The 25689-nt window shown below is 37.8% G+C and carries 27 protein-coding genes; 21 read left to right on the top strand and 6 right to left on the bottom strand.

What is annotated here, in order from left to right:
- The first annotated feature begins 2 nt into the window (after positions 1-2).
- The gene (locus FEE95_RS15290; protein ID WP_138658870.1) at positions 3-815 is read left to right on the top strand and encodes an inositol oxygenase family protein; all 813 of its coding nucleotides are present in this window, start codon (positions 3-5) and stop codon (positions 813-815) included.
- 31 nt (positions 816-846) lie between these two features.
- Here FEE95_RS15290 and FEE95_RS15285 read toward each other — a convergent pair whose 3' ends face one another.
- Together FEE95_RS15285 and htpG are read right to left on the bottom strand one after the other, a co-directional pair.
- Positions 847-1251: a hypothetical protein gene (locus FEE95_RS15285; RefSeq protein ID WP_138658869.1), complete on the bottom strand. Its 405-nt coding sequence runs from the start codon at positions 1249-1251 to the stop codon at positions 847-849.
- A 288-nt stretch (positions 1252-1539) separates the two neighbouring features.
- The gene (gene htpG / locus FEE95_RS15280; protein ID WP_138658868.1) at positions 1540-3426 is read right to left on the bottom strand and encodes a molecular chaperone HtpG; all 1887 of its coding nucleotides are present in this window, start codon (positions 3424-3426) and stop codon (positions 1540-1542) included.
- A gap of 442 nt (positions 3427-3868) precedes the next feature.
- Between htpG and FEE95_RS15275 the strand changes: the two genes are divergently transcribed.
- The 4 genes from FEE95_RS15275 (at position 3869) to FEE95_RS15260 (ending at position 7568) form a co-directional block, all read left to right on the top strand.
- Positions 3869-4528 (top strand): TetR family transcriptional regulator C-terminal domain-containing protein, encoded by a 660-nt coding sequence (locus FEE95_RS15275; RefSeq protein WP_138658867.1) that lies wholly within the window; start codon positions 3869-3871, stop codon positions 4526-4528.
- Between the two features lie 18 nt (positions 4529-4546).
- The gene (locus FEE95_RS15270) at positions 4547-5857 is read left to right on the top strand and encodes an ABC1 kinase family protein (protein ID WP_138658866.1); all 1311 of its coding nucleotides are present in this window, start codon (positions 4547-4549) and stop codon (positions 5855-5857) included.
- Positions 5858-5983: 126 nt separating this feature from the next.
- A complete protein-coding gene (locus FEE95_RS15265) occupies positions 5984-6994 on the top strand; it encodes a 3-oxoacyl-ACP synthase III family protein (protein ID WP_138658865.1) in 1011 nt (336 codons plus the stop codon).
- 214 nt (positions 6995-7208) lie between these two features.
- Positions 7209-7568 (top strand): CoA-binding protein, encoded by a 360-nt coding sequence (locus FEE95_RS15260; protein ID WP_138658864.1) that lies wholly within the window; start codon positions 7209-7211, stop codon positions 7566-7568.
- A 96-nt stretch (positions 7569-7664) separates the two neighbouring features.
- Here FEE95_RS15260 and FEE95_RS15255 read toward each other — a convergent pair whose 3' ends face one another.
- Positions 7665-9137, bottom strand: a complete 1473-nt coding sequence (locus FEE95_RS15255) for a sodium:solute symporter (RefSeq protein ID WP_138658863.1) — start codon at positions 9135-9137, stop codon at positions 7665-7667.
- A 58-nt stretch (positions 9138-9195) separates the two neighbouring features.
- On the opposite strand from FEE95_RS15255, the gene recR reads away from it, so the two are divergent.
- The 3 genes from recR to FEE95_RS15240 all read left to right on the top strand — a co-directional run bounded on the left by recR (position 9196) and on the right by FEE95_RS15240 (position 12002).
- On the top strand, positions 9196-9816 hold the full coding sequence (gene recR / locus FEE95_RS15250; protein WP_138658862.1) for a recombination mediator RecR: 621 nt from the start codon (positions 9196-9198) through the stop codon (positions 9814-9816).
- 94 nt (positions 9817-9910) lie between these two features.
- Complete coding sequence (locus tag FEE95_RS15245; RefSeq protein WP_138658861.1) at positions 9911-11269, top strand: dihydrolipoamide acetyltransferase family protein; 1359 nt, start codon at positions 9911-9913, stop codon at positions 11267-11269.
- Positions 11270-11282: 13 nt separating this feature from the next.
- Positions 11283-12002 carry a class I SAM-dependent methyltransferase gene (locus FEE95_RS15240; protein WP_138658860.1) on the top strand — a complete coding sequence of 240 codons (720 nt, stop codon included), beginning with the start codon at positions 11283-11285 and terminating at the stop codon, positions 12000-12002.
- Here the strand turns inward: FEE95_RS15240 and FEE95_RS15235 are convergent.
- On the bottom strand, positions 11980-12825 hold the full coding sequence (locus FEE95_RS15235; RefSeq protein WP_138658859.1) for a tetratricopeptide repeat protein: 846 nt from the start codon (positions 12823-12825) through the stop codon (positions 11980-11982). The two genes, FEE95_RS15240 and FEE95_RS15235, sit on opposite strands and share 23 nt — an antisense overlap.
- An 88-nt stretch (positions 12826-12913) precedes the next feature.
- On the opposite strand from FEE95_RS15235, the gene FEE95_RS15230 reads away from it, so the two are divergent.
- The 12 genes from FEE95_RS15230 (at position 12914) to FEE95_RS15175 (ending at position 22009) form a co-directional block, all read left to right on the top strand.
- A complete protein-coding gene (locus FEE95_RS15230) occupies positions 12914-13690 on the top strand; it encodes a 3'-5' exonuclease (RefSeq protein WP_138658858.1) in 777 nt (258 codons plus the stop codon).
- Positions 13691-14605, top strand: coding sequence for a carboxypeptidase-like regulatory domain-containing protein (locus tag FEE95_RS15225; protein ID WP_138658857.1), 915 nt, complete (start codon positions 13691-13693; stop codon positions 14603-14605). It begins immediately after the preceding gene.
- A gap of 1 nt (position 14606) precedes the next feature.
- Positions 14607-15218: a fumarylacetoacetate hydrolase family protein gene (locus tag FEE95_RS15220; RefSeq protein WP_138658856.1), complete on the top strand. Its 612-nt coding sequence runs from the start codon at positions 14607-14609 to the stop codon at positions 15216-15218.
- Positions 15218-15556 (top strand): Hpt domain-containing protein, encoded by a 339-nt coding sequence (locus FEE95_RS15215; protein WP_138658855.1) that lies wholly within the window; start codon positions 15218-15220, stop codon positions 15554-15556. Before FEE95_RS15220 ends, FEE95_RS15215 begins: the two co-directional genes overlap by 1 nt.
- A 17-nt stretch (positions 15557-15573) precedes the next feature.
- Positions 15574-16824: a competence/damage-inducible protein A gene (locus tag FEE95_RS15210; protein ID WP_138658854.1), complete on the top strand. Its 1251-nt coding sequence runs from the start codon at positions 15574-15576 to the stop codon at positions 16822-16824.
- Positions 16825-16890: 66 nt separating this feature from the next.
- The gene (rpmB, locus tag FEE95_RS15205) at positions 16891-17127 is read left to right on the top strand and encodes a 50S ribosomal protein L28 (protein ID WP_138658853.1); all 237 of its coding nucleotides are present in this window, start codon (positions 16891-16893) and stop codon (positions 17125-17127) included.
- 20 nt (positions 17128-17147) lie between these two features.
- Positions 17148-17330, top strand: a complete 183-nt coding sequence (gene rpmG / locus FEE95_RS15200; protein ID WP_099574372.1) for a 50S ribosomal protein L33 — start codon at positions 17148-17150, stop codon at positions 17328-17330.
- Between the two features lie 39 nt (positions 17331-17369).
- The gene (locus FEE95_RS15195; RefSeq protein ID WP_138658852.1) at positions 17370-17522 is read left to right on the top strand and encodes a DUF4295 domain-containing protein; all 153 of its coding nucleotides are present in this window, start codon (positions 17370-17372) and stop codon (positions 17520-17522) included.
- A gap of 279 nt (positions 17523-17801) precedes the next feature.
- A complete protein-coding gene (ftsY, locus tag FEE95_RS15190) occupies positions 17802-18758 on the top strand; it encodes a signal recognition particle-docking protein FtsY (RefSeq protein ID WP_138658851.1) in 957 nt (318 codons plus the stop codon).
- 54 nt (positions 18759-18812) lie between these two features.
- On the top strand, positions 18813-19688 hold the full coding sequence (locus tag FEE95_RS15185; protein WP_138658850.1) for a DUF2911 domain-containing protein: 876 nt from the start codon (positions 18813-18815) through the stop codon (positions 19686-19688).
- Between the two features lie 13 nt (positions 19689-19701).
- On the top strand, positions 19702-21381 hold the full coding sequence (locus tag FEE95_RS15180; RefSeq protein WP_138658849.1) for an amidase family protein: 1680 nt from the start codon (positions 19702-19704) through the stop codon (positions 21379-21381).
- Between the two features lie 79 nt (positions 21382-21460).
- Positions 21461-22009: a hypothetical protein gene (locus tag FEE95_RS15175; protein WP_138658848.1), complete on the top strand. Its 549-nt coding sequence runs from the start codon at positions 21461-21463 to the stop codon at positions 22007-22009.
- Here the strand turns inward: FEE95_RS15175 and FEE95_RS15170 are convergent.
- Both FEE95_RS15170 and FEE95_RS15165 read right to left on the bottom strand, forming a co-directional pair.
- Positions 22006-23109 (bottom strand): serine hydrolase domain-containing protein, encoded by a 1104-nt coding sequence (locus tag FEE95_RS15170; protein ID WP_138658847.1) that lies wholly within the window; start codon positions 23107-23109, stop codon positions 22006-22008. The two genes, FEE95_RS15175 and FEE95_RS15170, sit on opposite strands and share 4 nt — an antisense overlap.
- Before the next feature lie 12 nt (positions 23110-23121).
- On the bottom strand, positions 23122-24246 hold the full coding sequence (locus FEE95_RS15165; RefSeq protein ID WP_138658846.1) for a serine hydrolase domain-containing protein: 1125 nt from the start codon (positions 24244-24246) through the stop codon (positions 23122-23124).
- Between the two features lie 123 nt (positions 24247-24369).
- Here FEE95_RS15165 and rimO point away from each other — a divergent pair, with 123 nt between their 5' ends.
- Entirely contained in the window at positions 24370-25671 is a 1302-nt protein-coding gene (gene rimO / locus FEE95_RS15160; protein ID WP_138658845.1) for a 30S ribosomal protein S12 methylthiotransferase RimO, read from the top strand.
- The last annotated feature ends 18 nt before the right edge of the window (positions 25672-25689 follow it).

The following is a 25689-nucleotide window of genomic DNA, read 5'->3' as shown; positions in this document are numbered from 1 at the left end:
TTATGGAAGAGAAAACCTTTAGAAATTATGATGCTCCTGATGTATCAGTTGCTGTGAAGGAGCATTATCGAAAAATGCGAAAAAATCAGACTTTAGATTATGTAAGGAACATGCATGAAAAATACCTGAAGTTTGATAAACCTATGGACTTATGGGAGGCTATGCGTCATCTAAACAGTCTTATCGATGTTAGTGACCCTGATTTAGATCTTCCAAACGTACAGCATTTGATTCAAAGTGCAGAAGCCATTCGTGCAGAAGGCAGACCCGATTGGATGCAACTAACAGGACTCATTCATGACCTCGGAAAAGTTATGTTTCTTTGGGGTAGTGACGAAGATGGCACTAGTCAAGCAGAGCAGTGGGGTATGGTAGGTGATGTTTTTGTTGTGGGTTGTGCGCTACCAGAATCTTGTGTTTATCCAGAGTTTAATGCCTTGAATCCAGATATGCAAAATAGAACTTATAGCACTTCAATAGGAATTTATGAAAAGGGCTGTGGTATAGATAATGTAGATTTAGCATGGGGCCACGATGAGTATTTGTACCAAGTTTTAAACAACCACGCAGATAACAAACTTCCTGAAGAGGCGATGGTAATGATTCGCTATCATTCTTTTTACCCCTGGCATTCCGGTGGAGCCTATACCGAATTGCTGAATGAGAAAGATGAGGAATATCTCAAAATAATCCAAGATTTCAATACATATGACCTCTACACTAAAAGTCAAAAAGTATATAATTTGGAGGAGGTTTTGGATTATTATCAACCCATAGCTGAAAAGTATTTAGGTGCTGGTCCAATTTATTGGTGATGTTTTTTTAAAATAGTAATCGTTTTTAAAACTAAAATTTATTTTTAGCTTTAGGCTTTACCTCTACTATTTCTTCTACAATGGCAATTTTTAACGAATCTTCCCCGACGTTTTCAAAATCGGTAATCATTTCTATTTCCGAACATTCCTTATAGAAGTGTTTTCCTTTTTGAAGTCTTATTAAAATAATTTGACCATTGACATTTCTTGACAAAGCAAGCCCATCAGATAAACTTACACAACTGTAATTATTCCGGTGAATTCTAAATGGCAGACGTTCAAATGGTTGTAACTCAATTTGCCAAAGGTTGAGTTCGGCACTTTCATAAAGCACCTCGCCAATTGTCTCGCTAAATTTACCTTTTTTTATTTCTTTTAATTTAGATGCATCCCAAGCATCGAAGTTACCTTTTGGATTTAGTTCAGTAATAGTCATGAGTTCCCCTTTGCGTTAGACAATAAATTCGGCACAAGCAGTTCGGAAAATTAAGAGGGGCTAAGAATATTTTACAGGAGCGTAAAATACGTCGTACAAAGGTGTGAAAGTTATTTGGAATAATGACGTTTTTTCTTATAAAATTTGAGCGTAAATATGTTAAATAATTAATTTGATAAATTGAATAATTTAATGCTTTTGGTATTGGAAAGCCTGACTATAATTGACTTAACAAAAAACCGTCTCATTTACTTGAGACGGTTTTTCATTTGAATCATCAACTTATGTTTATTTCACCATCTCATAACTACGCTTGATAAACTCCGTCAATTCCTCACCTTTTAACAAACCTTTCGAAAGGCGTGCCAAATCAAGTGACTGATTAATTAATCGTTCTTTCTTCTTAGTCGTTTTGGTATTTAGAATCTCGCCAACTAGCTCATGATTTGTGTTTACAATCAGATTATACATTTCTGGCATGTTGCCCATACCGAACATACCACCGCCCCCAGTTTGTTGCATTTCCTTCATTCGGCGCATGAATTCGGGTTCTGTAATAATAAATGGAGAAGCATCACTGTCCATAGCTTCCAATTGCACGGTATAGCTTTTGTTTTCAATGGTGCTTTCTAAATCTGCTTTGAGCTTTTCTTTTTCTTCGTCAGACAATTTAGATATCTGGGTATCCTCTTTTTTGATAAGATTGTCCAAATGGTCGGCGTCCACACGGGCAAAGGAAACCTTCTCTTTAGAAGTTTCTAATTTTTGCATTAAATGACCGACAATTGGAGAATCCATCAAAAGAACTTCATATCCTTTTCCTTTAGCCGCCTCGATATAACTGTGCTGTGCCTCTTTGTCAGATGCATAGAGGATCACCAATTTGTCATCTTTGTCAGTCTGGTTATCTTTAATTTTTTCTTGTAGCTCTTCAAAGGTATAGAAGCTTCCGTCTACCGCTGGATACAAAGCAAAATTGTCGGCTTTCTCAAAGAACTTATCTTCAGAAAGCATTCCGTATTCGATGACGATTTTAATATCATTCCATTTGGCTTCGAAGTCTTCACGGTTGTTTTTGAAAAGGGAATTCAACTTGTCAGCCACTTTTCGAGTGATGTAAGAAGAAATTTTCTTTACAGCTCCGTCCGCCTGTAAGTATGAACGAGATACGTTTAATGGAATGTCAGGTGAATCAATAACTCCGCGTAGCATGGTCAAAAATTCTGGAACAATTCCTTCGACATTATCCGTGACAAAAACCTGATTTTGATAAAGTTGAATACGATCTTTTTGCTGATTTAAATCTTGTGTTAACTTTGGAAAGTATAGAATTCCCGTTAGGTTAAAGGGATAATCTACGTTCAAATGAATATGAAACAAAGGCTCTTCAAACTGCATTGGATACAACTCACGATAGAACCCCTTGTAATCTTCGTCTTTTAAATCGGTCGGCTGTTTCGTCCAAGCCGGATTCGGATTGTTAACGATATTATCAACTTCCTGTGTGGGCGCGGCATCTTCCTCTTTAGCATCTTCTGGCTTAGGTAAAGTTTCGGTTCGCATTCCGAATTTAATTGGAATTGGCATGAACTTGTTGTACTTGTTCAGAAGTTCATTGATGCGGTTGTCTTCTAAAAATTCTGTCGAATCATCAGCAATGTGAAGAATAATTTCAGAACCTCGGTCTTCTTTCTTTCCCTTCTTTAAAGTGAAATTTGGAGAACCATCACATGACCAATGTGCAGCTGGTTCATCTTTGTAACTCTTTGTTATAATTTCGACTTTGTCGGCAACCATAAAGGCAGAGTAGAATCCTAAACCGAAGTGCCCGATTATTCCAGTGTCTTTGGCACCATCTTCGTATTTGTTCAAGAACTCCTCAGCTCCTGAGAAAGCAACTTGATTAATATAGTTCTTTACTTCCTCCTCAGTCATGCCAATACCTTGATCGATAATATGAAGTTTCTTTCCTTCTTTATCGACTTTGATTTCAATCATTGGGTTGCCATATTCTACTTTGGCCTCTCCAATTGAGGTAAGGTGTTTTAGCTTGAGTGTTGCGTCGGTTGCATTTGATATTAATTCACGTAAAAAGATTTCGTGATCACTGTAAAGAAATTTCTTGATCAGCGGAAAAATGTTTTCTACTGATACGTTTATCTTGCCTTTAGCCATAGAAAATTAAATTTATTTTCACCCCCGCGAAGGCGGGAATCTTTATGAGTATTGTTAGCATAATATCCCTTCAAAATAGGAATCCCTGCTTTTATTTTCGTTTCTCTGTATCATTAGTCAAAAAAAATACCATAATAGATTATAATGACAAACTGACACGCTAAAATTTGTAAAGATCTTGTTGTGAAAGATTTAACAAAACTATTGTTTAATAAATTTGCAAAAAAATTAAACAGTAGTTATCTTTACAAGGTCATTGATGAGAAAATTGCTGTGAAAAAGATTATTTTTTGATTGATGATTATTTATTGGTTAGGTTGTTTGAAAAACGTGCTTTCTTCTCGGGAGCACGTTTTTATACATTTGGGCAACAAGATTAGCTTTTGCTTAACGCAAAATAAGACAGTCAATACGTAAATTTGATATAGTAAATAATATAAAAATGGCAACAAAAACGAAAACTAAGAAAATTACAGATGACATGATTATTTCCATGTATATGGATTATGTTCTGGAGCATGAAGTAGTGCCGAAATCAGTTTATAAATTTTGTAAGATCAACGATATAGACGAGGCAGTTTTTTACGAGAATTTTGGTTCTGTAGAAGGCATTCAAAAATCAATTTGGTCCAAGTTCTATACAAATACCAAGAGCTTAATTGAGAAGAATAAGGAATATGATTCTTTTTCTAATAAAGACAAAATGTTGACTTTCTTTTACTCTTTCTTTGAGCTATTGACACTTAACAGAAGTTATGTTCTTTTCGCTCTGCCAAGTGATAGAACAGTGCTAAAAAATATGGAACAATTAAAGGAATTAAGAAGGCATGTTAAAGCATTTTCTGCTGAGCTCATAGAAGATGGTAATTCAACAAAATCCTTAAAAATTACAAAGCACAATCCAAGATTATTTTCTGAAGGTGCTTGGCTGCAGTTCCTATTCATATTAAAGTTTTGGATGGATGACGGTTCCGCGGGATTTGAAAAAACCGATGTTGCTATTGAAAAGTCCATCAACACAATTTTCGATGTTTTTGACAACACGCCATTGGATAATATCATCGACTTTGGAAAATTTCTTTTCAAGGAAAAGTTTGTTTAATTCTCAAACCTGGAGTGCATGAAGACATTAGATAAAATTCCCACGGGAAAGATTGAGAGAGCAAGTAAGCTTATGAAAACCGGTGTCAAAATCGGAGGGAATTATGTCAAGTACTATGGCAAAAAATTAGTTAACCCAGAGTTGACTAAGGAGCAATTAAACGAGGATAATGCTGAGGATATTTATGACGGTCTAAAAACACTTAAGGGTAGTGCCCTAAAAGTCGCTCAAATGCTTAGCATGGAGAAGAACATGCTTCCTAGAGCATATGTAGATAAATTTTCACTTTCCCAGTTTTCCGTTCCTCCACTTTCTGCACCATTGGTGCGAAAAACTTTTAAAAAATACCTTGGAAAATATCCCGAGGAAATATATGATACTTTCGAAAATGATTCTATCAATGCTGCCAGTATAGGTCAGGTGCATAAGGCAACCAAAGACGGGAAGGAATTGGCAGTGAAAATCCAATATCCTGGTGTGGCTGAAAGTATAAGTAGCGACTTGGCCCTGGTGAAACCGATTGCCTTAAAAATGTTTAACATTAATGGAAAAGACTCAGACAAATATTTTAAAGAAGTTGAAAATAAATTATTTGAAGAGACTGACTATTTGCTAGAATTAGCACAAAGCAAGGAAATTACAGAATCTTGTTCTTTAATAGAAGGACTTAAATTTCCTAAATATTATGAAAATCTGTCTAGTGAACGAATAATAACAATGGATTGGATGAATGGTGTTCATCTAAGCGAATTTGCCAAAACCGATTTTCCTCAAGAATTGGGTGATAAATTAGGTCAAACCTTATGGGATTTCTATATGTATCAAATTCACATTTTGCGGAAAGTGCACGCGGATCCGCACCCGGGCAACTTTTTGGTGGGTGAAGAAGGAAACTTAATCGCTATAGATTTTGGCTGTATCAAAGAAGTTCCTGATGAATTTTATGTTCCGTATTTCGAATTATCGAAAAAAGAAATTCTTCAAAACGATACTAGCTTCATCAAGAAGATGTACGAGTTGGAAATTTTAACTCAGACGGATACACTTAAAGAAATTGTCTTCTTTAAATCTATTTTTAAGGAAATGCTAACTCTTTTCACGGCTCCTTTGAACGAAGAAGAGTTCGATTTCGGTGCAGATGAGTTCTGGAATAGTATTGCCGAACTCAGCGATCGGTTTTCAAAAGACACCGAAATTCGAAAAATGAATGGGAATAGAGGTTCAAAGCACTTTCTATATATGAACAGAACATTTTTCGGACTTTTCAACTTACTTCATGATCTGAAGGCGAACGTTAAAGTGAACAATTTTAAAAGGTATTTGGACTAGAGACTTTTTAACTCTCTCAAAATTTTAATTTCGATTGTTTATCTTAGAATGGTTGATTCAAAGTTTGCCAATCACTACCTTGCATGGTATTGAATTTGACCAAACTAAATATAAATTCAGAATATAATGTACAATTCAAAAATAGCGGGGCTGGGCTACTACGTTCCTGAAAACGTAGTCACGAATGATGATCTATCAAAGGTGATGGAAACCAGCGACGCTTGGATTCAAGAGCGCACAGGAATCAAGGAGCGTAGACATGTTACCAAAGATGATGGAAATTCGACCACCTCAATGGGTGTCAAAGCTGCAAAAATAGCCATTGATAGAGCTGGCATTGATAAAAACGATATTGACTTTATAGTTTTTGCCACATTGAGTCCTGATTATTATTTCCCAGGTCCAGGGGTTTTGGTGCAACGAGATTTAGGTATTAAAACTGTTGGTGCCCTTGATGTGCGTAATCAATGTTCAGGTTTTGTTTACGCCGTTTCCGTTGCTGATCAGTATATCAAGAGTGGCATGTACAAAAACATCTTAGTGATAGGCTCAGAAATTCATTCCAAGGGATTGGATATGACCACGCGGGGAAGAGGGGTTTCGGTAATTTTTGGAGATGGTGCAGGAGCTGCGGTCTTGACTAGTGAAGAAGACAATTCAAAAGGAATTTTATCTACACATTTACACTCCGAAGGAGAACATGCAGAAGAACTTTCTTTGATTGCCCCAGGAATGGGTAGTCGTTGGGTAAATGAAATTATTGCTGATAACAATCCAGATGATGAATCATATTTGCCACATATGAATGGCCAATTCGTTTTTAAGAATGCAGTAGTACGTTTTAGTGAGGTAATTATGGAAGGTTTAGCGGCGAATAATCTTCCTCCTACAGATATTGATATGTTGATTCCCCATCAAGCCAATCTTCGTATTTCACAATTTATTCAAAAGAAGTTCGGACTTTCTAATGACCAGGTGTTCAATAATATTATGAACTACGGAAATACTACCGCTGCTTCAATACCCATTGCCTTAACGGAAGCCTGGGAACAGGAAAAGATTAAAGATGGTGATTTGGTAGTCTTAGCTGCGTTCGGGAGCGGATTCACTTGGGGAAGCGTTATCATGCGCTGGTAATCGATATTAGTTTTAGACAAAACAAAACCCCGACCATTGGCCGGGGTTTCTGTCATCGAGTCAACTATACTAAACACTAACCATTAACTATAAACATATAGTATCATCAACAACTAAAATTTTATAATAAATCATTATAAGTCTTCATTCTAAAGACGTTTGAAGTTTAAATTAATTACAGTCTTTTTAAAACTTTAACACTACTTAGCAACAAATGAAAAAAACACTTGTTTTCGGTGCATCCCTAAAATCGAATCGTTATAGTAATCTGGCCTTGAATAGGCTTCTGGACCATAACATAGAAACTGAAGCTTTTGGTTTAAAAGCTGGCAAAATAAGGGGAGCACAAATTAAGACAAACTTAAACGATTTTCAAAACATACACACTATAACGTTATATATCGGAGCGGCACGTCAGCCTGAATATTACGGGGATTTTCTTAAAATCAAGCCGAAACGAGTGATATTCAATCCGGGAACTGAAAATCCCGAATTGTATAAAATACTCGAAGACAATAAGATAGAGGTTGAAGTGGCTTGTACTTTGGTCTTGTTATCTACAAACCAATACTGATTTAAAAAGAGCTCTACTTGCGAATTTTCTTATACAACTTTAACATATTAAAAAAACTTTTATCGGTCGTTTTAGACCTTTTGTCGATGGTGTAGCCTATGCTATATGGGGCTTTTTTTGACGGATTAACCACAATCCGAAAAAGGTTAAAAGTCCGTTTAAAGGTAAAAGTTCATAGCCGAAAACGTAGCCTCCTATATTCTCAGCGGGAATTTTTCCTAACCAAAGAACTATACTAACGGAAAGAAGGGCAACTATCCAAACATATTTGTCTTTGAGTTGATGTTTGGTGAAAATGCCGAAAGTAAATAAGCCCAAAAGGGGTCCATAGGTGTAAGAAGCAACCGTAAGCAAACCATCAATTACATTGCTATTAAGTACGTATTTGAAGATAATTACAACAATGATTAGCATGACACTCATACCGACATGGGTAGTTTTTCGCAGTCTTTTTCTATTCGCTTCGGGCTTCTTTTCAATACCTAAAAAGTCTACACAGAAAGAGGTGGTCAATGAGGTCAGAGCGCTATCAGCACTGCTATAAGCAGCGGCAATTAGTCCCAACATAAATGTTATGGCCACCGTCATACCTAGACCACTATTCAAGGCGATTTCTGGGAATAGTAAATCCGATTTTGGTTCACCATCCATAAGTGGCATAGCAATATCGTAGCGGTCAGCATATATATAGAGAAGAGCTCCTAACAGCATAAACACAAAAGTTACAATGACCAATACCACACTAAAGCTGACCATGTTTTTTTGAGCATCTTTCAAAGATTTGCAAGTGAGGTTCTTCTGCATCATGTCTTGGTCAAGTCCTGTCATACAAATGGTAACGAACATTCCGCCAAAGAACGATTTTAAAAGATGTTGTTTTTCGAAGAAATTATCTGCGAAAATGACCCGATTGTATTGTTGGAATTCCTCTGAAGCTAGAAAATCGGAAAAAGTCCAATCTAGTTTTCCAAGGATAAAGTAAATGGACAATCCCACTGAAATAAGCATGAATAGGGTTTGCAGCGTATCTGTCCAGACAATTGTTTTGATTCCTCCTCGAAAAGTATAAACCCAGATTAATAGAATTGATAGGACAACGGTCAATTCGAAAGGAACACCCCACGCATCAAAAACGAATTGTTGCAAGACTATGGCCACCAAGAAGAGTCGAAATGCGGCCCCTAGAACACGTGATATAAAAAAGGATACCGCGCCCACTTTGTAACTCATCCATCCAAAACGTTCATCTAAGTACTCATAAATTGAAGTTACATTTTGCTTGTAGTAGATGGGAAGTAAAACGTAAGCGGTGACTAAATACCCTAAAAAGTATCCGAGGACTACCTGCATATAGCTAAACTCCGAAGCTTCGACCCATCCTGGTACGGAGATAAAGGTGACCCCTGATAGTGATGCTCCCACCATTCCGAACGCTACCAAATACCAAGGAGAAGATTTTCCAGCTTTAAAAAAATCGATATTGGAATCGTTTTTTCCTGTAAAATAAGAGATTAAAAGAAGTACAAGAAAGTAACCGCCAATCAGCAGCAGAATATGGGTAGGCGTCATACAGAATTCATTTAAAAGCAAATTACGAAAAGTAAAAATAGTGTGTAACTTTGTACTTATGGATTTTTCATCGAAACTACTTGAAAACGCGGTTTATGAAATGTCACAATTACCGGGAATCGGTAAGCGCACGGCACTTCGTTTGGTTTTGCATTTGTTAAAGCAACCCACTGAACAAACCCAGCGATTATCCGGTGCATTGGAAACGCTACGAAGTACAGTGAAATTCTGTACGAGTTGCCATAACATATCTGACGTTGAATTATGTGAGATTTGTGCCAATCCAAAGCGTGATGAAAGTTTAGTTTGTGTAGTTGAGGATATTAGAGATGTCATGGCCATTGAGAATACTGGACAATTCAAAGGATTATACCATGTTTTAGGTGGAAAAATTTCTCCAATGGAAGGTGTTGGCCCGCAAGATTTGACGATTCAATCTTTAGTGAATAAAGCCAAGGAAGGAAAAATAAAGGAGCTCATTTTTGCGTTAAGTTCTACAATGGAGGGCGATACCACCAATTTCTATATTTACAAGCAATTAGACGGACTCGAGATTAGTACTTCGACAATTGCGAGGGGAATTGCGGTGGGAGACGAGTTAGAATATGCAGATGAGATCACCTTGGGGAGAAGTATCGTAAACAGAATTCCATTTGAAGGCTCTTTAAAAGCAAATTAAAGAGTTGTTAAAAAATGAAATAAGTTTAAAGATTAGGCGATTATTTTAATATTTTTGCAAAAAATAAGCACAATACAGCAGTCTAAATATCAATATGTCAAAATTTGAACTAAAATTGCCACGAATGGGAGAAAGTGTTGCCGAGGCAACACTGACCACCTGGTTGAAAGAAATAGGAGATACCATCGAAATGGATGAGCCTATTTTTGAGATTGCCACCGATAAGGTGGATTCAGAAGTGCCAAGTGAGGTAGAAGGAGTTTTGATTGAAAAGTTATTTGACATCGATGATGTGATTAAAGTAGGCCAAACTGTGGCTATTATTGAAACAGAAGGTGATGCGGTTGCACCAAGTATAACAGTAGCTGAAGAAGTGCCGGCTGGAACTTTGGCAGCTGTTGAGGAAACGGTACAGGTCGCAAAGGAAACGGCTACCGCACCGATTCAAGACTATAGTTCAACCGAGCGTTTTTATTCTCCTCTGGTAAAGAATATTGCAAAACAAGAAGGTATTTCAGTCGAAAAGCTTGATACGATTCAAGGTACGGGTAAAGAAGGTAGGGTGACCAAAAATGATATTTTGGCCTTCGTTGCCAATGGAAAAGAGGCGGTTGTCACACCAGTTGCTAATATTGCCGTAACACCAGCAAAACCCGAAAGTAAACAAGAACCTATCAAAGTAGTCGAGGAAATCGCTAAACCTCCTACTGCTGCGCATCAAGTAACTAGAGTGCAGACCACTGGCGGTGATGAGGTCATCGAAATGACCAGAATGGGGAAATTGATTGCCAAGCACATGACAGAGAGTGTTTCTACTTCCGCTCATGTTCAAAGCTTTATCGAAGTGGATGTTACCAATGTGGTAAATTGGCGCAATAAGATGAAAGATTCTTTCGAGAAAAGTGAGGGAGAGAAGTTGACTTTTACGCCAATCTTCATGGAAGCGATTGCAAAGGCATTGAAGAAATATCCCATGATGAATATCTCCGTTGAAGGTGATACCGTTATCAAGAAAAAGAACATTAATATCGGTATGGCAGCAGCTTTACCTGATGGTAACCTTATCGTACCCGTTATTAAAAATGCAGACCAATTGAACCTTGTTGGCATGGCAAAAGTGGTCAACGACTTAGCGTCTCGATCAAGAGAAAATAAATTAAAACCTGACGAAATACAAGATGGTACGTATACTGTGACCAATGTGGGAACGTTTGGTAGTGTTTTCGGCACTCCGATTATCAATCAACCGCAAGTAGGAATATTGGCGTTGGGTGCTATTCGAAAAATCCCTGCGGTAATTGAAACTAGCGAAGGCGATTTTATTGGCATACGTAGTAAAATGTATATCTCGCATAGTTATGACCATCGCGTTGTAAACGGTGCTTTGGGTAGTATGTTTGCGAAAGCTGTTGCTGATTACCTCGAAGCTTGGGATGTGAACCGAGAGGTTTAACCTTTTGTTGTCTATGGCTTCGGAATATGATGACATTACGGCTTTTCACTATGCATCGTATAGGCCTCCACTACACCGTAATATTCTAACAAGCTGTTTGAATCGTAAATCATTCACTTCCGGACTTGATATTGGATGTGGTACTGGTCAATCTACAATTGCTCTTGCCGATTTTTGTAGTACTGTAGTAGGTATTGATCCTAGTACGGATATGATTTCAAATGGAATAACCTACCCAAACGTAAGTTACAGTTTATTTAATAAAAGTCAGATTTATTTTGATGCCAATTCCTTCGATATCATAACTTTAGCGGGTTCTCTTTGGTATGCGAAATCGCAGAAATTGCTTGATGAAATTGTTAGGGTAGGTGCAAACAATTCAAGCGTTCTAGTGTATGATTTTCAAGTTCTTTTGAATGATATTTTGACTAAACTCGGGTTTCAAGCGAAAGAAGATTCAAATGGCTATAATCATCAAGAAAATTTCGCAGGCTTGAAAACAAGAATGATAGATAAACTTAGCGAGGGTTGTGAGAGAATTCGATTTCAGATGACCGCTCAGGAATTGGCGCATATGGTATTGTCAGTAAAGGAGCAGTACCAGTTCTTTGAGGGTCTATATGGATTTCAAGAAGTGTATAACACTACAGTAGAAAAAATAAATGCTATTTCAAATTCAAAAAGCTATGCTATTGAAGCAGATACTTTTTTTATTTCATATCGCTTAAAGTAGTCGCGTTTTGTTTTTTAATGGCCTCATCAATCTTCTTTTTCAACTGACTTGCATCTAAATTCTTGGGGTCTAATTTGCCCGCCCTATCCACATTGCTTTTTGCAACCTCCAAACTTCCCATTTGAAAATAGACATCGGCCAAAACTGCAAAAGTCTTTGGCAAGGTACTGTCCTTTACAACCTGTAGTAATCGATTCGCTTGCTTCATGGCTATATCGTATTCTTCCAATTCTGCGTGCATACTGGCTGAAAACCCTAGTAGAAATGGATTGTCCTTTTGCGAAATAGTAGTTAATGCGTTAAGAGAGTCCAAAGCTTGTTTCGGTCCATATAGTGAATTCAGAACTTCAATATACTCTGCTTTGAGATATATTTCTGCAGGATATTTATGAACTACGCTACCCAGATTTTTTTCAGCAATACTTAAAGCTTTCTGTAAGGAACTTTTAGTTTCGGAAGAACCTTGATCTTTGAGATTGGTGTGCTTTACCAACGAACTGTATACTTCGAGAATGAGACGTTCATCTCCAGTTACAGTATTCCTTTTCTCTTGAATTTCTTCGTATAACTTCAATCGCTCTTCGAGATTTAAAGTCAATCGCGCTAAGACACTTTTCCCTATTAAAAAGTCTGGGTCGTATTCAAGACTTTTTCTATAGGAAACTTCGGCTTCACCATAACGACCTTCATCCATAATCTGTTCCCATCCCTTTTGATAGTGTCTCAAGGCTTCTGGACTGGTACTGTATTTCAATGTTGAAATCTTGTTGCTTTTACAAGAGATAAAAAATAAGAGAATTAGTATGGTCAGTTTGTTTTTCATGAATATTTTAGAATTATAAGAATTAATATACGCATAAAATAAAATCAAGCGTCCTTCTAATTATCTTTGTACCAAACAATTTATGAAGATGGAATTAAAGCTGAGCCGACCCATATGTTTTTTTGATTTAGAAACCACTGGGGTAAATGTTGCCAAAGATCGTATTGTAGAAATATCTATTTTGAAAATTTTTCCGAACGGTAATAAAGAAAGTAAAACCTGGTTGGTAAATCCTGAAATGCCCATTCCAGCTGAATCGGCGGCTATTCACGGTATAACCGATGCTAAAGTCGCCAATGAACCTACCTTTAAAGAATTATCGAAAGAAGTTTACACTATGATAAAGGATAGTGATTTAGGGGGATTTAATTCAGACAGATTTGATATTCCATTATTGGCAGAGGAAATGCTCAGAGCAGATGTGGATTTTGATATGAAGAATACGGTGGCCGTTGATGTGCAGACCATTTTTCATAAGATGGAAAAAAGAACACTTTCCGCTGCTTATAAGTTTTATTGTGATAAAGATTTGACCGATGCCCATAGTGCGGAAGCTGATACCATGGCTACGTATGAGGTGCTTCTTTCACAATTGGACCGTTATCCTGAATTAGAAAACAATATCAAAAAATTAGCGGAATTCTCATCGCACAAACGCACCGTGGACTTTGCAGGATTTATTGTTTGGGACGAAGATGACGAAGAGATGTTTTCCTTCGGAAAGCACAAAGGAAAGAAAGTGCATGATGTTCTAGAGAAGGAACCCGGTTATTTTAGCTGGATATTAAATGCAGATTTCCCCTTGTATACAAAGAAAGTACTAACTCAAATCAAGCTTAGTAAGTTGAACAATAAGTTAGCTTAGATGAGATACATGCTGTTCCCCCTTTTGTTACTCATAGCTTTTCATGTGCAAGCACAGGAAGTGCTTTTTGAAGGATATGTTTATGACGATAAGACGAAGGAACCTATTCCTTACGTGAATCTAAGTTTTTTAAATACTTTGAAAGGTTCGTCGACCGATGAGCAAGGTCATTTTTATTTGGATATCCCCACACATTTTCTTGAGAGACAAGTGCATATATCTTCCTTGGGTTATAATGATACTATAGTTGATGCCAAGCTATTGTATAAGTCGAAAAGGATTGATATGATTGAGGAATCGTTTGAATTGGATGAAGTAGTTGTTGTAGAAAATTTCGGTAATTCTGACGTTCTAAATCCGATAAGCAGTTATAGCTTAACCAGCGGTTTTTCTTCTTCGGCTACACCATGGGTATTGGGACTGTACTTTCCCAATATTGGCGCTCAAAAGAAATATGTGGATAAGGTAACCGTCTTTCTGAAGAAAAATGAAAACTTCAAGCGAGAATCCGCTAAGTTTAGAATCCGTATTTATGATGTGGATGCGGTAACGAAAAAACCAAATGGAGATTTACTCCGAAAGAGTATAGTTTTAGAACATAATGTTACAAGGGATTACGTTTCCATAGACCTAGCTGCATTCAACATAGAAGTGCCACAGGCGGGAATTTACGTGGGTTTGGAATGGCTTTTTGTACCCAGCAATTGGTACATGCAAAAAGAAGTTGATCCTTTGACCAATAAGAAAGTAGTAGAGGATCGTTTCGCTCCCACTTTCCGGGGCATCTATACCCAAAATCAGAATTACAAGGTGATGATTTATGGTATGGGAGAGTGGACTGATTTTAGGGTGCGCTCTAGAAACAATTCTCAGAATTTTATTCCTGCCATAAGTCTAAAGTTGAAAAAGGAGTAGTATGAAAATAATCTGTATAGGCCGAAATTATACGGACCACATTGAGGAACTTTCGAATGAACGCCCCGAAGAACCTGTGGTTTTTATAAAGCCAGATTCTGCAGTTCTTCCAAAAGAGCAAGACTTTTATATTCCCGAGTTCTCAAATGAGATACACTATGAAGTTGAGGTTTTGGTGAAAATCAAAAAAGTTGGCAAGCATATTGATAAAATGTTTGCGAACAAATATTATGACGAAATCGGATTAGGAATTGACTTTACAGCCCGCGATCTACAGTCCAAATTAAAAGGAAAAGGGCTCCCATGGGAGAAAGCAAAAGGCTTTGATGGCGCGGCTGTTGTAGGAAAATGGCTCAATGTGTCAAATTTTGAAGATTTAAATAATTTGAGTTTTTCATTGTATAAAAACCAAGAGGAAGTCCAGAAGGGCAATACCAGTCTAATGTTGTGGAAGATTGACGAATTGATTTCTTATGTTTCCAAATTTTTTACGCTTAAAAAAGGCGATATTATTTTTACGGGAACCCCCGCAGGGGTTGGTAAAATAGAGGTAAATGACTATCTTTCGGGAGTATTGGAAGGTCAAAAATTATTTACCGTTAAAATCAAATAATGATATACAGTTTAGACAAGATTAATGAAATGGCTGATGGGGATGATGATTTCATTAATTCTGTAATCTCCGTTTTTTTGGAGGAGGTACCTCAAGATTTGGAAGGATTAGAGCATGCATTGAATACGAGCAATTACGAGCAGGTATATCAATTGGCGCACAAAATAAAACCTAATGTTGACTTACTAGGAATGGAACAAACCCGTGCCGCTGCGCTCGAAATAGAGACCTTGGGTAAAAGTGCGGCAAACATGTCAGAGATTCAGTCGATTTTTCCAAGTTTGAAAAAAGACATTGAACAGGTCGTGTCCGAGCTTCGAAAAGACTTCAATCTATAATTTACTAGAACTTTAGAATGATAGCAGAAATCATTACGATTGGCGATGAAATTCTCATTGGCCAAATTATCGATACTAATTCTGCTTTCATAGCCAAGGAACTTAATAAAATTGGGGTATCTGTCTATCAGGTTACTTCTGTTCAAGATGAACGCCAACATATTTTGAGTGCACTTGCTGATGCCAAAAGTCGAGCTCAAGTGGTTATTGTTACCGGCGGTTTGGGTCCCACAAAAGACGATATAACCAAACATACTTTTTGTGAATACTTTGATGATAACCTTGTTAGGGATGAAAAGGTTTTAGCTCATATCGAAGCGCTTTTCGAAAAGTACATTACAACAACTAAAATCTCTGAAATCAATAGAGACCAGTCTCTAATACCATCCAAGTCCATTGCATTGCATAATGCCTATGGTACTGCGCCGGGAATGTGGATGCGAGAAGATAATACGGTTTTTGTATCCCTACCGGGAGTACCTTTTGAAATGAAGAATTTGATTACCAATGCCGTCATTCCAAAAATAGTGGAAGAGTTTGAGCGTCCCTATATTCTTCATAAAACTTTAGTCACTTATGGACTTGGGGAGAGCGCCATTGCGGAAAAAATAGAAGATTGGGAGAACAACCTGCCATCTTTTATAAAGTTGGCTTATTTGCCTAATTTGGGAAAGGTGCGCTTGCGGTTAACAGCAAAAGGACCTGATAAAGAGGTATTAGCCAAATCTGTGGATGAGGAGATGCAAAAACTTTCTCCGTTGATTGGTGACATTATTTATGGACTTGAAGATGAAGAAACGCTTGAAGAGGTGGTTGCAAAATTGATTACTTCAAAAGGCTTCACCTTGGCAACTGCTGAAAGCTTTACAGGGGGTAAAATCGCAGAGCATATTACTGCTATACCAGGCGCTTCGTCATATTTCAAAGGCAGCGTGGTAAGTTATGCCACAGAAGCAAAAATAGAAGTGCTCAAGGTTCCAAGGTCTTTGATTGAAGAACATTCAGTTGTAAGCGAAGAAGTTGCTAAGGTGATGGCTGAAAACGTTCAAAAATTGATGCAAACCGACTTTGCCATAGCCACAACTGGCAACGCTGGACCTACCAAAGGAGACTCAGATGCAGATGTCGGAACCGTCTATCTTGGCATAGCCACTCCAAAAGGGGTTTTTGCGCATAAATTTGTGATGGGTAATCATAGGGAAAGAATCGTGCAAAAGTCTGTGAATAAGGCTTTTGAGTTGCTTCAAAAAGAAATTTTAAAATTCTGATTTAGAATTTTGTTCGAACCGTAAAAAAGATATAAATTTGCATCCTGTTTAAAAAAAATCAGCGCGATGTCAAAAGTTTGTGAAATTACGGGGAAAAGAGCGATGTTCGGAAACAATGTTTCCTTCTCTGTCAATAAAACGAGAAGAAGATTTAATGTAAATCTATCTAAAAAGCGTTTTTATATTCCTGAAGAGGATCGTTGGGTAACTTTGAAAGTTTCTGCCAAGGCATTAAAGACAATCAATAAAAAGGGTATTTCGGCTGTTTTGAAAGAGGCGAAGGCACAAGGGATTTTGAAATAATCCGGAAAAATTAGATTACGATGGCAAAAAAAGGAAATAGAATTCAGGTAATTTTAGAGTGTACCGAGCATAAAGAATCTGGTCAGCCAGGTACTTCACGTTACATCACCACAAAGAATAAGAAGAACACTCCAGAAAGGATGGAAATTAAAAAGTTCAATCCTATCTTAAAGAGAATGACCGTTCATAAAGAGATAAAATAATTTCCACTTCAGTGGGAATGTCCAAAAATATATTTAGTCATGGCAAAGAAGACCGTAGCAAGTTTACAGACAAGTTCAAAAAGATTAACGAAGGCCATTAAAATGGTTAAGTCTCCAAAAAGTGGAGCATATACTTTCGTTGAATCTGTAATGGCACCTGAAAAGGTGAATGAGTGGATTGCTAAGAAATAACAAACTACCAAGAATAGTTGGAAAGCCTCTTTCGAAAGAAAGAGGCTTTTTTTTATCCGATAATCGAGACCAGCCTGCCAGAAGGGCAGGTTTAAAATGCTCCGACGCTTACGTTGAAATCAATGTTGATTTTCCTTTCAATGACTTGTGGGCTTACCCCGAGTTTATTTATTTTAAATTCATTTCAGGGTTCGCAAGTTCGAATAATGGTTTCAGATTAGTTCAACCTTTAAAATATCTCTAAGTTCTCTATCTTTGAAAAAAGCGGATTAAAACACTATGAGTTTATTTAAAAATATATTTTCCTCTAAGAAAAAGGAAACCTTAGATAAAGGATTGGAAAAAACAAAAACTAGTTTTTTCTCCAAAATGACCAAGGCTGTTGCGGGCAAATCAAAAGTTGATGATGATGTCTTGGATAATCTTGAGGAAGTATTGGTCTCCTCTGACGTTGGTGTAGATACGACATTGAAAATTATTACGCGTATAGAAGCCAGAGCCGCTAAGGACAAGTATGTAGGTACTGATGAATTAAATACGATTTTGCGTGAGGAAATTGCAGGACTACTCTCCGAAACACATGTTGGGGAAGGTGTGGAGTTTAGCATCCCAAAAGACAAGAAACCCTATGTGATTATGGTTGTCGGAGTCAATGGAGTAGGTAAAACCACCACCATTGGAAAATTGGCACATCAATTCAAACAACAAGGTTTAAAGGTTGTCTTAGGTGCAGGTGATACGTTTAGAGCTGCTGCAATTGATCAATTACAAGTTTGGGCAGATAGGGTTGACGTTCCCATTGTAAAGCAAAAGATGGGGAGTGATCCTGCTTCTGTTGCCTTTGACACGTTAAGTTCAGCAGTCAACCAAGATGCAGATGTTGTCATTATCGATACGGCAGGAAGGCTTCATAACAAAGTGAACTTGATGAATGAACTTTCCAAAATTAAACGTGTGATGCAAAAGGTGGTGGATGACACTCCACATGATGTACTTCTTGTACTTGATGGTTCTACAGGGCAAAATGCTTTTGAACAGGCGAAGCAGTTCACTAAAGCAACTGAGGTAACTTCATTGGCGGTAACAAAGTTGGACGGAACGGCAAAGGGTGGGGTTGTTATTGGCATTTCAGACCAATTTCAGATTCCTGTTAAATACATAGGAGTGGGGGAAGGTATCGAAGATCTACAGGTTTTCAACAAACATGAATTTGTCGATTCCTTTTTCAGTATATAGTACTTGCCACCAAGACTTGAACATGAATTCAAGTCCCTTTTTAAAATTATTCAAATGAAAAAGGTCATACTGCTTTTTTTTCTCTTTGTCGGACTCTATGGTTCTGCACAACTAAATCATCCCAAAGCAAGCCCGGCTGCGACAGTAACCCAAGAAGTAGGTTTTACGACTATTAAAGTAGATTATTCAAGACCGGCTGTACGAGGACGCAAAGTTTTTGGTAATCTCCCTGATGGTAAAAAGGGCTTAGTACCTTATGGTAGAATCTGGCGTGTAGGGGCTAATGAGTCAACTAAGATTACGGTTGATACAGATGTTTCTATTTTAGGGAATACCCTAATTGCTGGTACATATGCTCTTTATGCTTTTCCCGAAGAAAACGAATGGGAAGTTGTTTTTCATAAAAATACAACACATTGGGGTGATGGTCGAAATAACTATAATGCCGAAGAAGATGCTTTTCGCGTAAGGATAAAGCCAAATTCCAAGGCAGGTTTTCAAGAGAATTTATTAATATCCTTCGATAATATTTCCCATAACGTGGCCGATATGATATGGAGCTGGGAGAATACACAGGTTGTAATTCCCATAACGGTTAATACTAAGGGAATTATGGAAGAACAGATTGAGAAAGCATTGCAACCTGGCCCGTCAGCACAGACCTATTATGAAGCAGCAAGATATTATGTCGAGCAGGGTATTAAATATCCCGAGGCACTGACCTATCTAAACAAAGCGTTGGAATTAGGTGGTGACACCTACTATTTTCATAGAGTAAAGTCATTGGCTGAAGCGGCTTTAAAGGACTATAAATCTGCAATCAAATCTGCTCAAAAATCCTTGGAAATCGCTGATGGACTGGGCAAAGATGAATTTGTTCTCATGAATCAAAAAAACATTGATTTATGGAAGGGAAAATTAAAGGACTAAATATCTTGTAACCATGAAAAAGTTGATTTTAATTCCAATACTCCTTATAGCTTTCTCATGCAAAGAAGAACCCAAAGTTGAAAAAGAAGAAATCATACTATGGGAATCTTACAATGATTCTACCGAGGTTGCTGCTAACCTAAATCATGAGAAGGAAAGAATGCGTTACAAGCATATTCAATCCAAAATATTGGATAAGAATGAAGTGTTTCTTCCCTTATACGATGAGGTTTCCAAATTTTCTGAAGAGCAATATCAAGCTTTGAAATCTTCCATACTTGAACAAAATATTTTTGATATTCGTAAGCAAATCGAGGACGGAAAATTTAAATATGAGGACTTAGTTCTATTTTACCTATATCGCATTTATAAATACGAGTTGGATAACTCAACAACGTTGAATACGGTCATTGCTCTTAATAAGGATGTGGTCGATCAAGCAAGGGCTTTGGATAAAAAAGTTTCCGACGGTTTGGGGTCAACTTCAAGGCATCCAATTTACGGCATGCCCATTTTGCTAAAAGACAATATCAATACGTCAAGCATGAAAACCACAGCTGGTGCCATTGCCTTGATGGATAATGAGGTGGAAGATGCCTTTATTGTAAAGCAATTAAAGGGGAACGGAGCCTTGATTCTCGGGAAAGTGAATTTGAGTGAATGGGCCAATTTTTTATGTAATTGTCCAAATGGCCAAAGTGCCGTAGGGGGGCAAACTTTAAATCCATATGGCCGACGTATTTTTGATACGGGCGGTTCTAGTGCTGGTAGTGGTACTTCAATGGCGGCCAATTACGCTGTGGCGGCAGTAGGGACAGAAACTTCGGGTTCTATTCTTTCACCGAGCAGCCAAAATTCCGTTGTCGGTTTAAAACCTACCATCGGTTTGCTGAGTAGAACGGGAATCGTTCCTATTTCAAGTACATTGGATACGCCAGGGCCTATGACTCGCAATATTATTGACAATGCAATCCTTTTATCTGCTATGACGGGGAAGGATACTTTGGATTCGGAATCCATCGATGACCATTTTCCGGGAATTATTTCGGCAGGCTTGCATCCGACCCCATTTAAAGATATGCGTTTGGGAGCGATGAAGTCGTTGATAGAAAGTGATTCTATCTATAAAAACACGATTGAAAAACTGAAGAAATTGGGTGCCGAAATCATTGAATTTACACCTCTTGAAGTTGCAATGGATGGTTTTTTAAGTATTTTGAATATCGATATGAAGAATGACCTTCCGGAGTATTTAAAAACCCAGGTAAAGAATAAAAATTCCGTAAAAATTACATCGGTTGCTGATGCGGTTGCCTTTAATAGAGCGGATTCTTTAGTGAGAATTCCGTATGGCCAAGTGCGATTTGACGGAATACTAGCAGATACAACTTCTGCCGAGGAATTGGCAAAAATCAAATCCAGATTGGAAAAGAACGGTAGACACTTCTTCGATTCGGCCATGGATAAACATGATTTAGATGCTGTGTTATCTATCAATAATTACCATGCCGGGTTTGCCGCTGTCGCCAAATACCCCGCATTGACTGTTCCCATGGGATATAAGAAATCCGGTGAACCTGTGGGTTTGACTTTTATTGGAAAGCGGTTCAAAGAGGCTGACTTGCTTAGGTTAGGGGCCGCTTTTGAGAAAGCGACTCAAGCTAGAAAGATTCCTGATGGGTATAAACTTTAGACCTAATCTTTGTTCCTTAAATATTAGATTACTACAATAGGCATAATAATTGTTCGTTTGCAAGTACAAGGCAATTATTATGAGATACCTTCCTCTAATTTTTCTTTTAAGCTTTTGTTGTGATGGTTACGGCCAGGTACAGTTTTCCGAACGCTATGAGAAGTTTAAGGAACAATTAAAGCCTACGATTGTTTATGATTCTGTTGCCAGATACAAAAATGGAAATATTAAGTTCAAGACTGTTGTAGCAAGATTTCATACAGAAGACTATGTATTTTATCAATATATCGGCGATTACGAGGAATATTTCAGGGATGGATCTTTATCTGGTACATGGAAGTTTGATGACTATGGGGTTCCATTTGATACCAAAATTTATGATGGCACCGGAAGTTTGAGCTGTGAAATTAAATTATTGGAGTTCGACACTACAGCAAAATCAGCATTTGAGTTTTTAGATTCTGAGGAGTGTCTAAAGTTCAAGACTTTTGAAAAATATTATAGGTATTCCTTTCGATTATGTGATACCTATTTGTATAAAGAGGGGCATAAAATGAATGGGACAAAGATTGGTCTGTGGAAATTTTATGATGCTGATGGGAATCTAAAAAAAGAAAAAGAATATTAATTGATAACCGCATTGATTTTTCCCCATAGTTCATTGTCAAAACTGGAAGGTCCCAATTGTGCTTCGTTGGCGCTATCACCCATTCGTATGATAACAAGATTGCGACTAGGAACAACATAAATTTTTTGATCATTAGCTCCTAACGCTGAATACAAATCATCTGGAGCGTTGGGTATCAAAGAGCCAAGAACAACCTCCTGAGAAGAAGTACCCATATAATTATCTTTCCCATTGAGCCACCACAAATAGCCATACGATTTGTTTAAATCTTGAGAGGTATTTGTCATTTCATTGAAATAACTCTCACTTAAAATAGATTCTTCATTCCATGTTCCCTTGTTCATCATAAGTAGGCCAAAACGAGCCATGCTTCGGGTATCACTCTCAAACCGGTGGAGGTACAATTGCTTTTTCCAAGCTCCTTCCATACCAATTTTATCGGCTAACTTTAAATTTGCATAGTCTTCAAAGTCCATAGCAGTGGCATCTTCAACAATATCAAAAAGTAAAGAGAAAGCACCTTGATGATAGGCCCATCGCGTTCCGGCATCGGCTGAATAGTCCAAACAATTTGGGTTTGTACAAGTCCATACCAGAGGTTGGTCTAGCTTTTCGTCCAAGCCTGTACTCATACTCAAATGATGGGCAACAGTTATTAAATCTTCTTTCTCCTGTGATAATGAACTCCAGCTATCGCCTAAGTAATTTGATGTTTTGTCGTTTATATTTAACAGTGCCTCATCCTGCGTGATTCCTACAATAGCTGCCGTTAGACTCTTAGCAGCTGAATTCCAAAACAATACATCATTTTGTGAATGACCATTAAAATACTCTTCAATAACGATACGACCATTTTCTAAAACAATGAATCCTTTTGTATCTTTTGTTTCGAGGTAATCCAATAAATCTTGAATGTTGGTTTCATTCCAATTCAATTGTGCGGCAGTTACTCCCTCCCATTCATTAGAATTGATTGGAGGAAAATACAATCCTATTGGATCAGGATTGATTATTGAATTTATGGTTTCGGTGTTATCCTTTGAACAACTTAAAATTACCAAGAAAGAAATAAGAAGAAGTATATAACGTAAGGTTTTCATTCGACTGAATGTTTATTGAATTAGATTGGTAATTTTCTCCCAAAGTGCATTGTCAAAGCTTGACAGGGCGAAATTGCTATCATCTGCAGCATTTCCCATGCGTATTACAACTAACTTTTCGCTCGGGACAATATATATTTTTTGGTCATTTTTACCCAAAGCAGAATACATATCAGCTGGCGCATCGGCCACTAAAGATCCATCAAATTTCAGTTGCGTTTGAGGTAATCCGTAGGAATCTTTGCCATTTAACCACCACATATACCCGTATGATAAATTGATGTCCTGCGAGGTTTCCGTAGCTTCCTGAAGAAATGTTTTCGTCACGATTTGATTGTCTTCCCATTTCCCATTGGCAGCAACCAGTAAACCAAATCGAGCCATGCTTCGGGTATTACTCCAATAAACACTTAGACCTTCACCAGAGTCGATCCATGTGCCTGTCATGCCGATTTTATCTCTTAATGCCGTGTTGAAATAGTCCGACCAGTTACTGTCGCTTGCTGCGGCTACAACATCTTGTAGTTTTACATAGACATTATGATAAGCCCATCTTGTTCCCGCATCGGCGACATATTGCAGATTGCTCGGTGAAACATCATCTCCTAAACTGTCATCCAGTCCTGAACTCATTGATAAGAGGTGCTTATTGGTAATTATTGCTTCTTTATCAGCAGCGGCGCTCGTCCATCCTGTACCCAAGTAATCTGAGACCTTATCATCGATGTTGAGCAGACCTTGGTCTTGTGCAATACCTACTGTGGTTGAAGTCAGGGTTTTTCCAGCACTTGCCCAATACCAAGGGTTAGTAGCTGAATGGTTGTCAAAATATTCTTCTAGTACAATTTTACCTTCGTGCAGCACCATAAAGCTCTTGGTGTTATTTTCCTCGAGAAAATCCAATAAAGGTTGTTTTGCGGATTCATTCCATTCCAATTCTTCAATGGTGGTTGCTTCCCAAGTATCTGAATCAACAGGTGGAAAGTACATTGCTACTTCCTCTTCTTCCGTTTCCATGACATCATCGGATTCTTCGATTTGATCTTCATCGATTTGATTTTCTGTATTGGAATCTTTAGAACAGCTCGTAAATACACTAAAGAATAGTATGGCTAAAAAAACGATTTGGGCTTTCATGGTGTAGGGTTTTGGTATTGGACTTGATTGGCTAACAATGGTTTAACGTAAAAATTCAATAATTCGTGTAGAAGTCCTTTTGTTCATTGAGCTTGTTGTATTTTTGCAAACCAGAAAATTGTTATGCGCACGAAATCCATTAAAAAGAATAAAATCAACGTAGTTACCCTAGGTTGCTCTAAAAATGTATATGATTCAGAGGTACTCATGGGGCAGCTTCGCGCTAATGATAAGGAGGTCGTTCACGAAGAAGAAGGCAATGTAGTGGTTATAAATACCTGCGGATTTATCGCAAATGCAAAAGAGGAAAGTGTAAATACCATTTTGGAATACGTTCAAAAAAAGGAGGCCGGAGATGTCGACAAAGTTTTCGTAACCGGATGTTTAAGCGAGCGCTATAAACCAGATTTACAAAAGGAAATTCCTAATGTAGACGAGTATTTCGGTACTAGTGAGCTCCCCAATTTGTTAAAAGCACTAGGTGCGGATTACAAGCACGAGTTGATTGGTGAGCGATTGACAACAACTCCTAAGAACTATGCCTTTTTAAAAATAGCAGAAGGTTGTGACCGGCCTTGTTCTTTTTGTGCAATTCCGATTATGAGAGGAAAGCACCGCAGTAAGAAAATTGAGGATTTGGTTACAGAGTCCGAGAAATTAGCTGCTAAGGGAGTCAAAGAATTGATTCTAATCGCGCAAGATTTGACCTATTACGGATTAGACCTATACAAAAAGCGAAACCTTGCTGAACTTCTAGAAGCCTTAGTAAAAGTTGAAGGAATCGAATGGATTCGTTTGCACTATGCATTCCCAACGGGTTTCCCCTTAGACGTTTTGGACGTTATGAAACGCGAGTCTAAAATCTGTAATTACTTGGATATTCCGTTGCAGCACATCTCCGATTCCATCTTGAAAAGTATGCGTCGTGGAACTACTCAGGCTAAGACGACAAAACTCCTACAAGATTTTCGAGCTGCTGTTCCTGAAATGACGATTCGTACGACTTTAATTGTTGGATATCCCGGGGAAACAGAAGAAGACTTCCAAACCTTAAAGAAATGGGTTGAAGACATGCGTTTTGAACGTTTGGGCTGCTTTACGTATAGTCACGAAGAGAATACCCATGCCTATACTTTAGAGGATGATGTGCCCGAAGAAGTAAAACAAGACCGTGCCAATCAAATTATGGAGATTCAATCTCAAATATCATGGGAATTGAACCAACAAAAAATAGGACAAACTTTCCGCTGTATTATTGACCGAAAAGAGGGCAATTACTTTATTGGCAGAACAGAATTTGATTCTCCCGATGTGGATAATGAAGTCTTGGTTGATGCTACAAAGCATTATCTGAAACAAGGGGAGTTTGTAAATTTAAAGGTTACTGAAGCTGCGGACTTCGATTTATACGCTGAGCCTGCATAATATTCGGACCATAGTTTG

It is taken from the genome of Maribacter algarum (ex Zhang et al. 2020) (assembly GCF_005885635.1).
Classification (GTDB): Bacteria; Bacteroidota; Bacteroidia; order Flavobacteriales; family Flavobacteriaceae; genus Maribacter_C; species Maribacter_C algarum.
The sequence above is the reverse complement of the archived record's forward strand: the minus strand, read 5'-3'. Positions and strand labels throughout refer to the sequence as shown.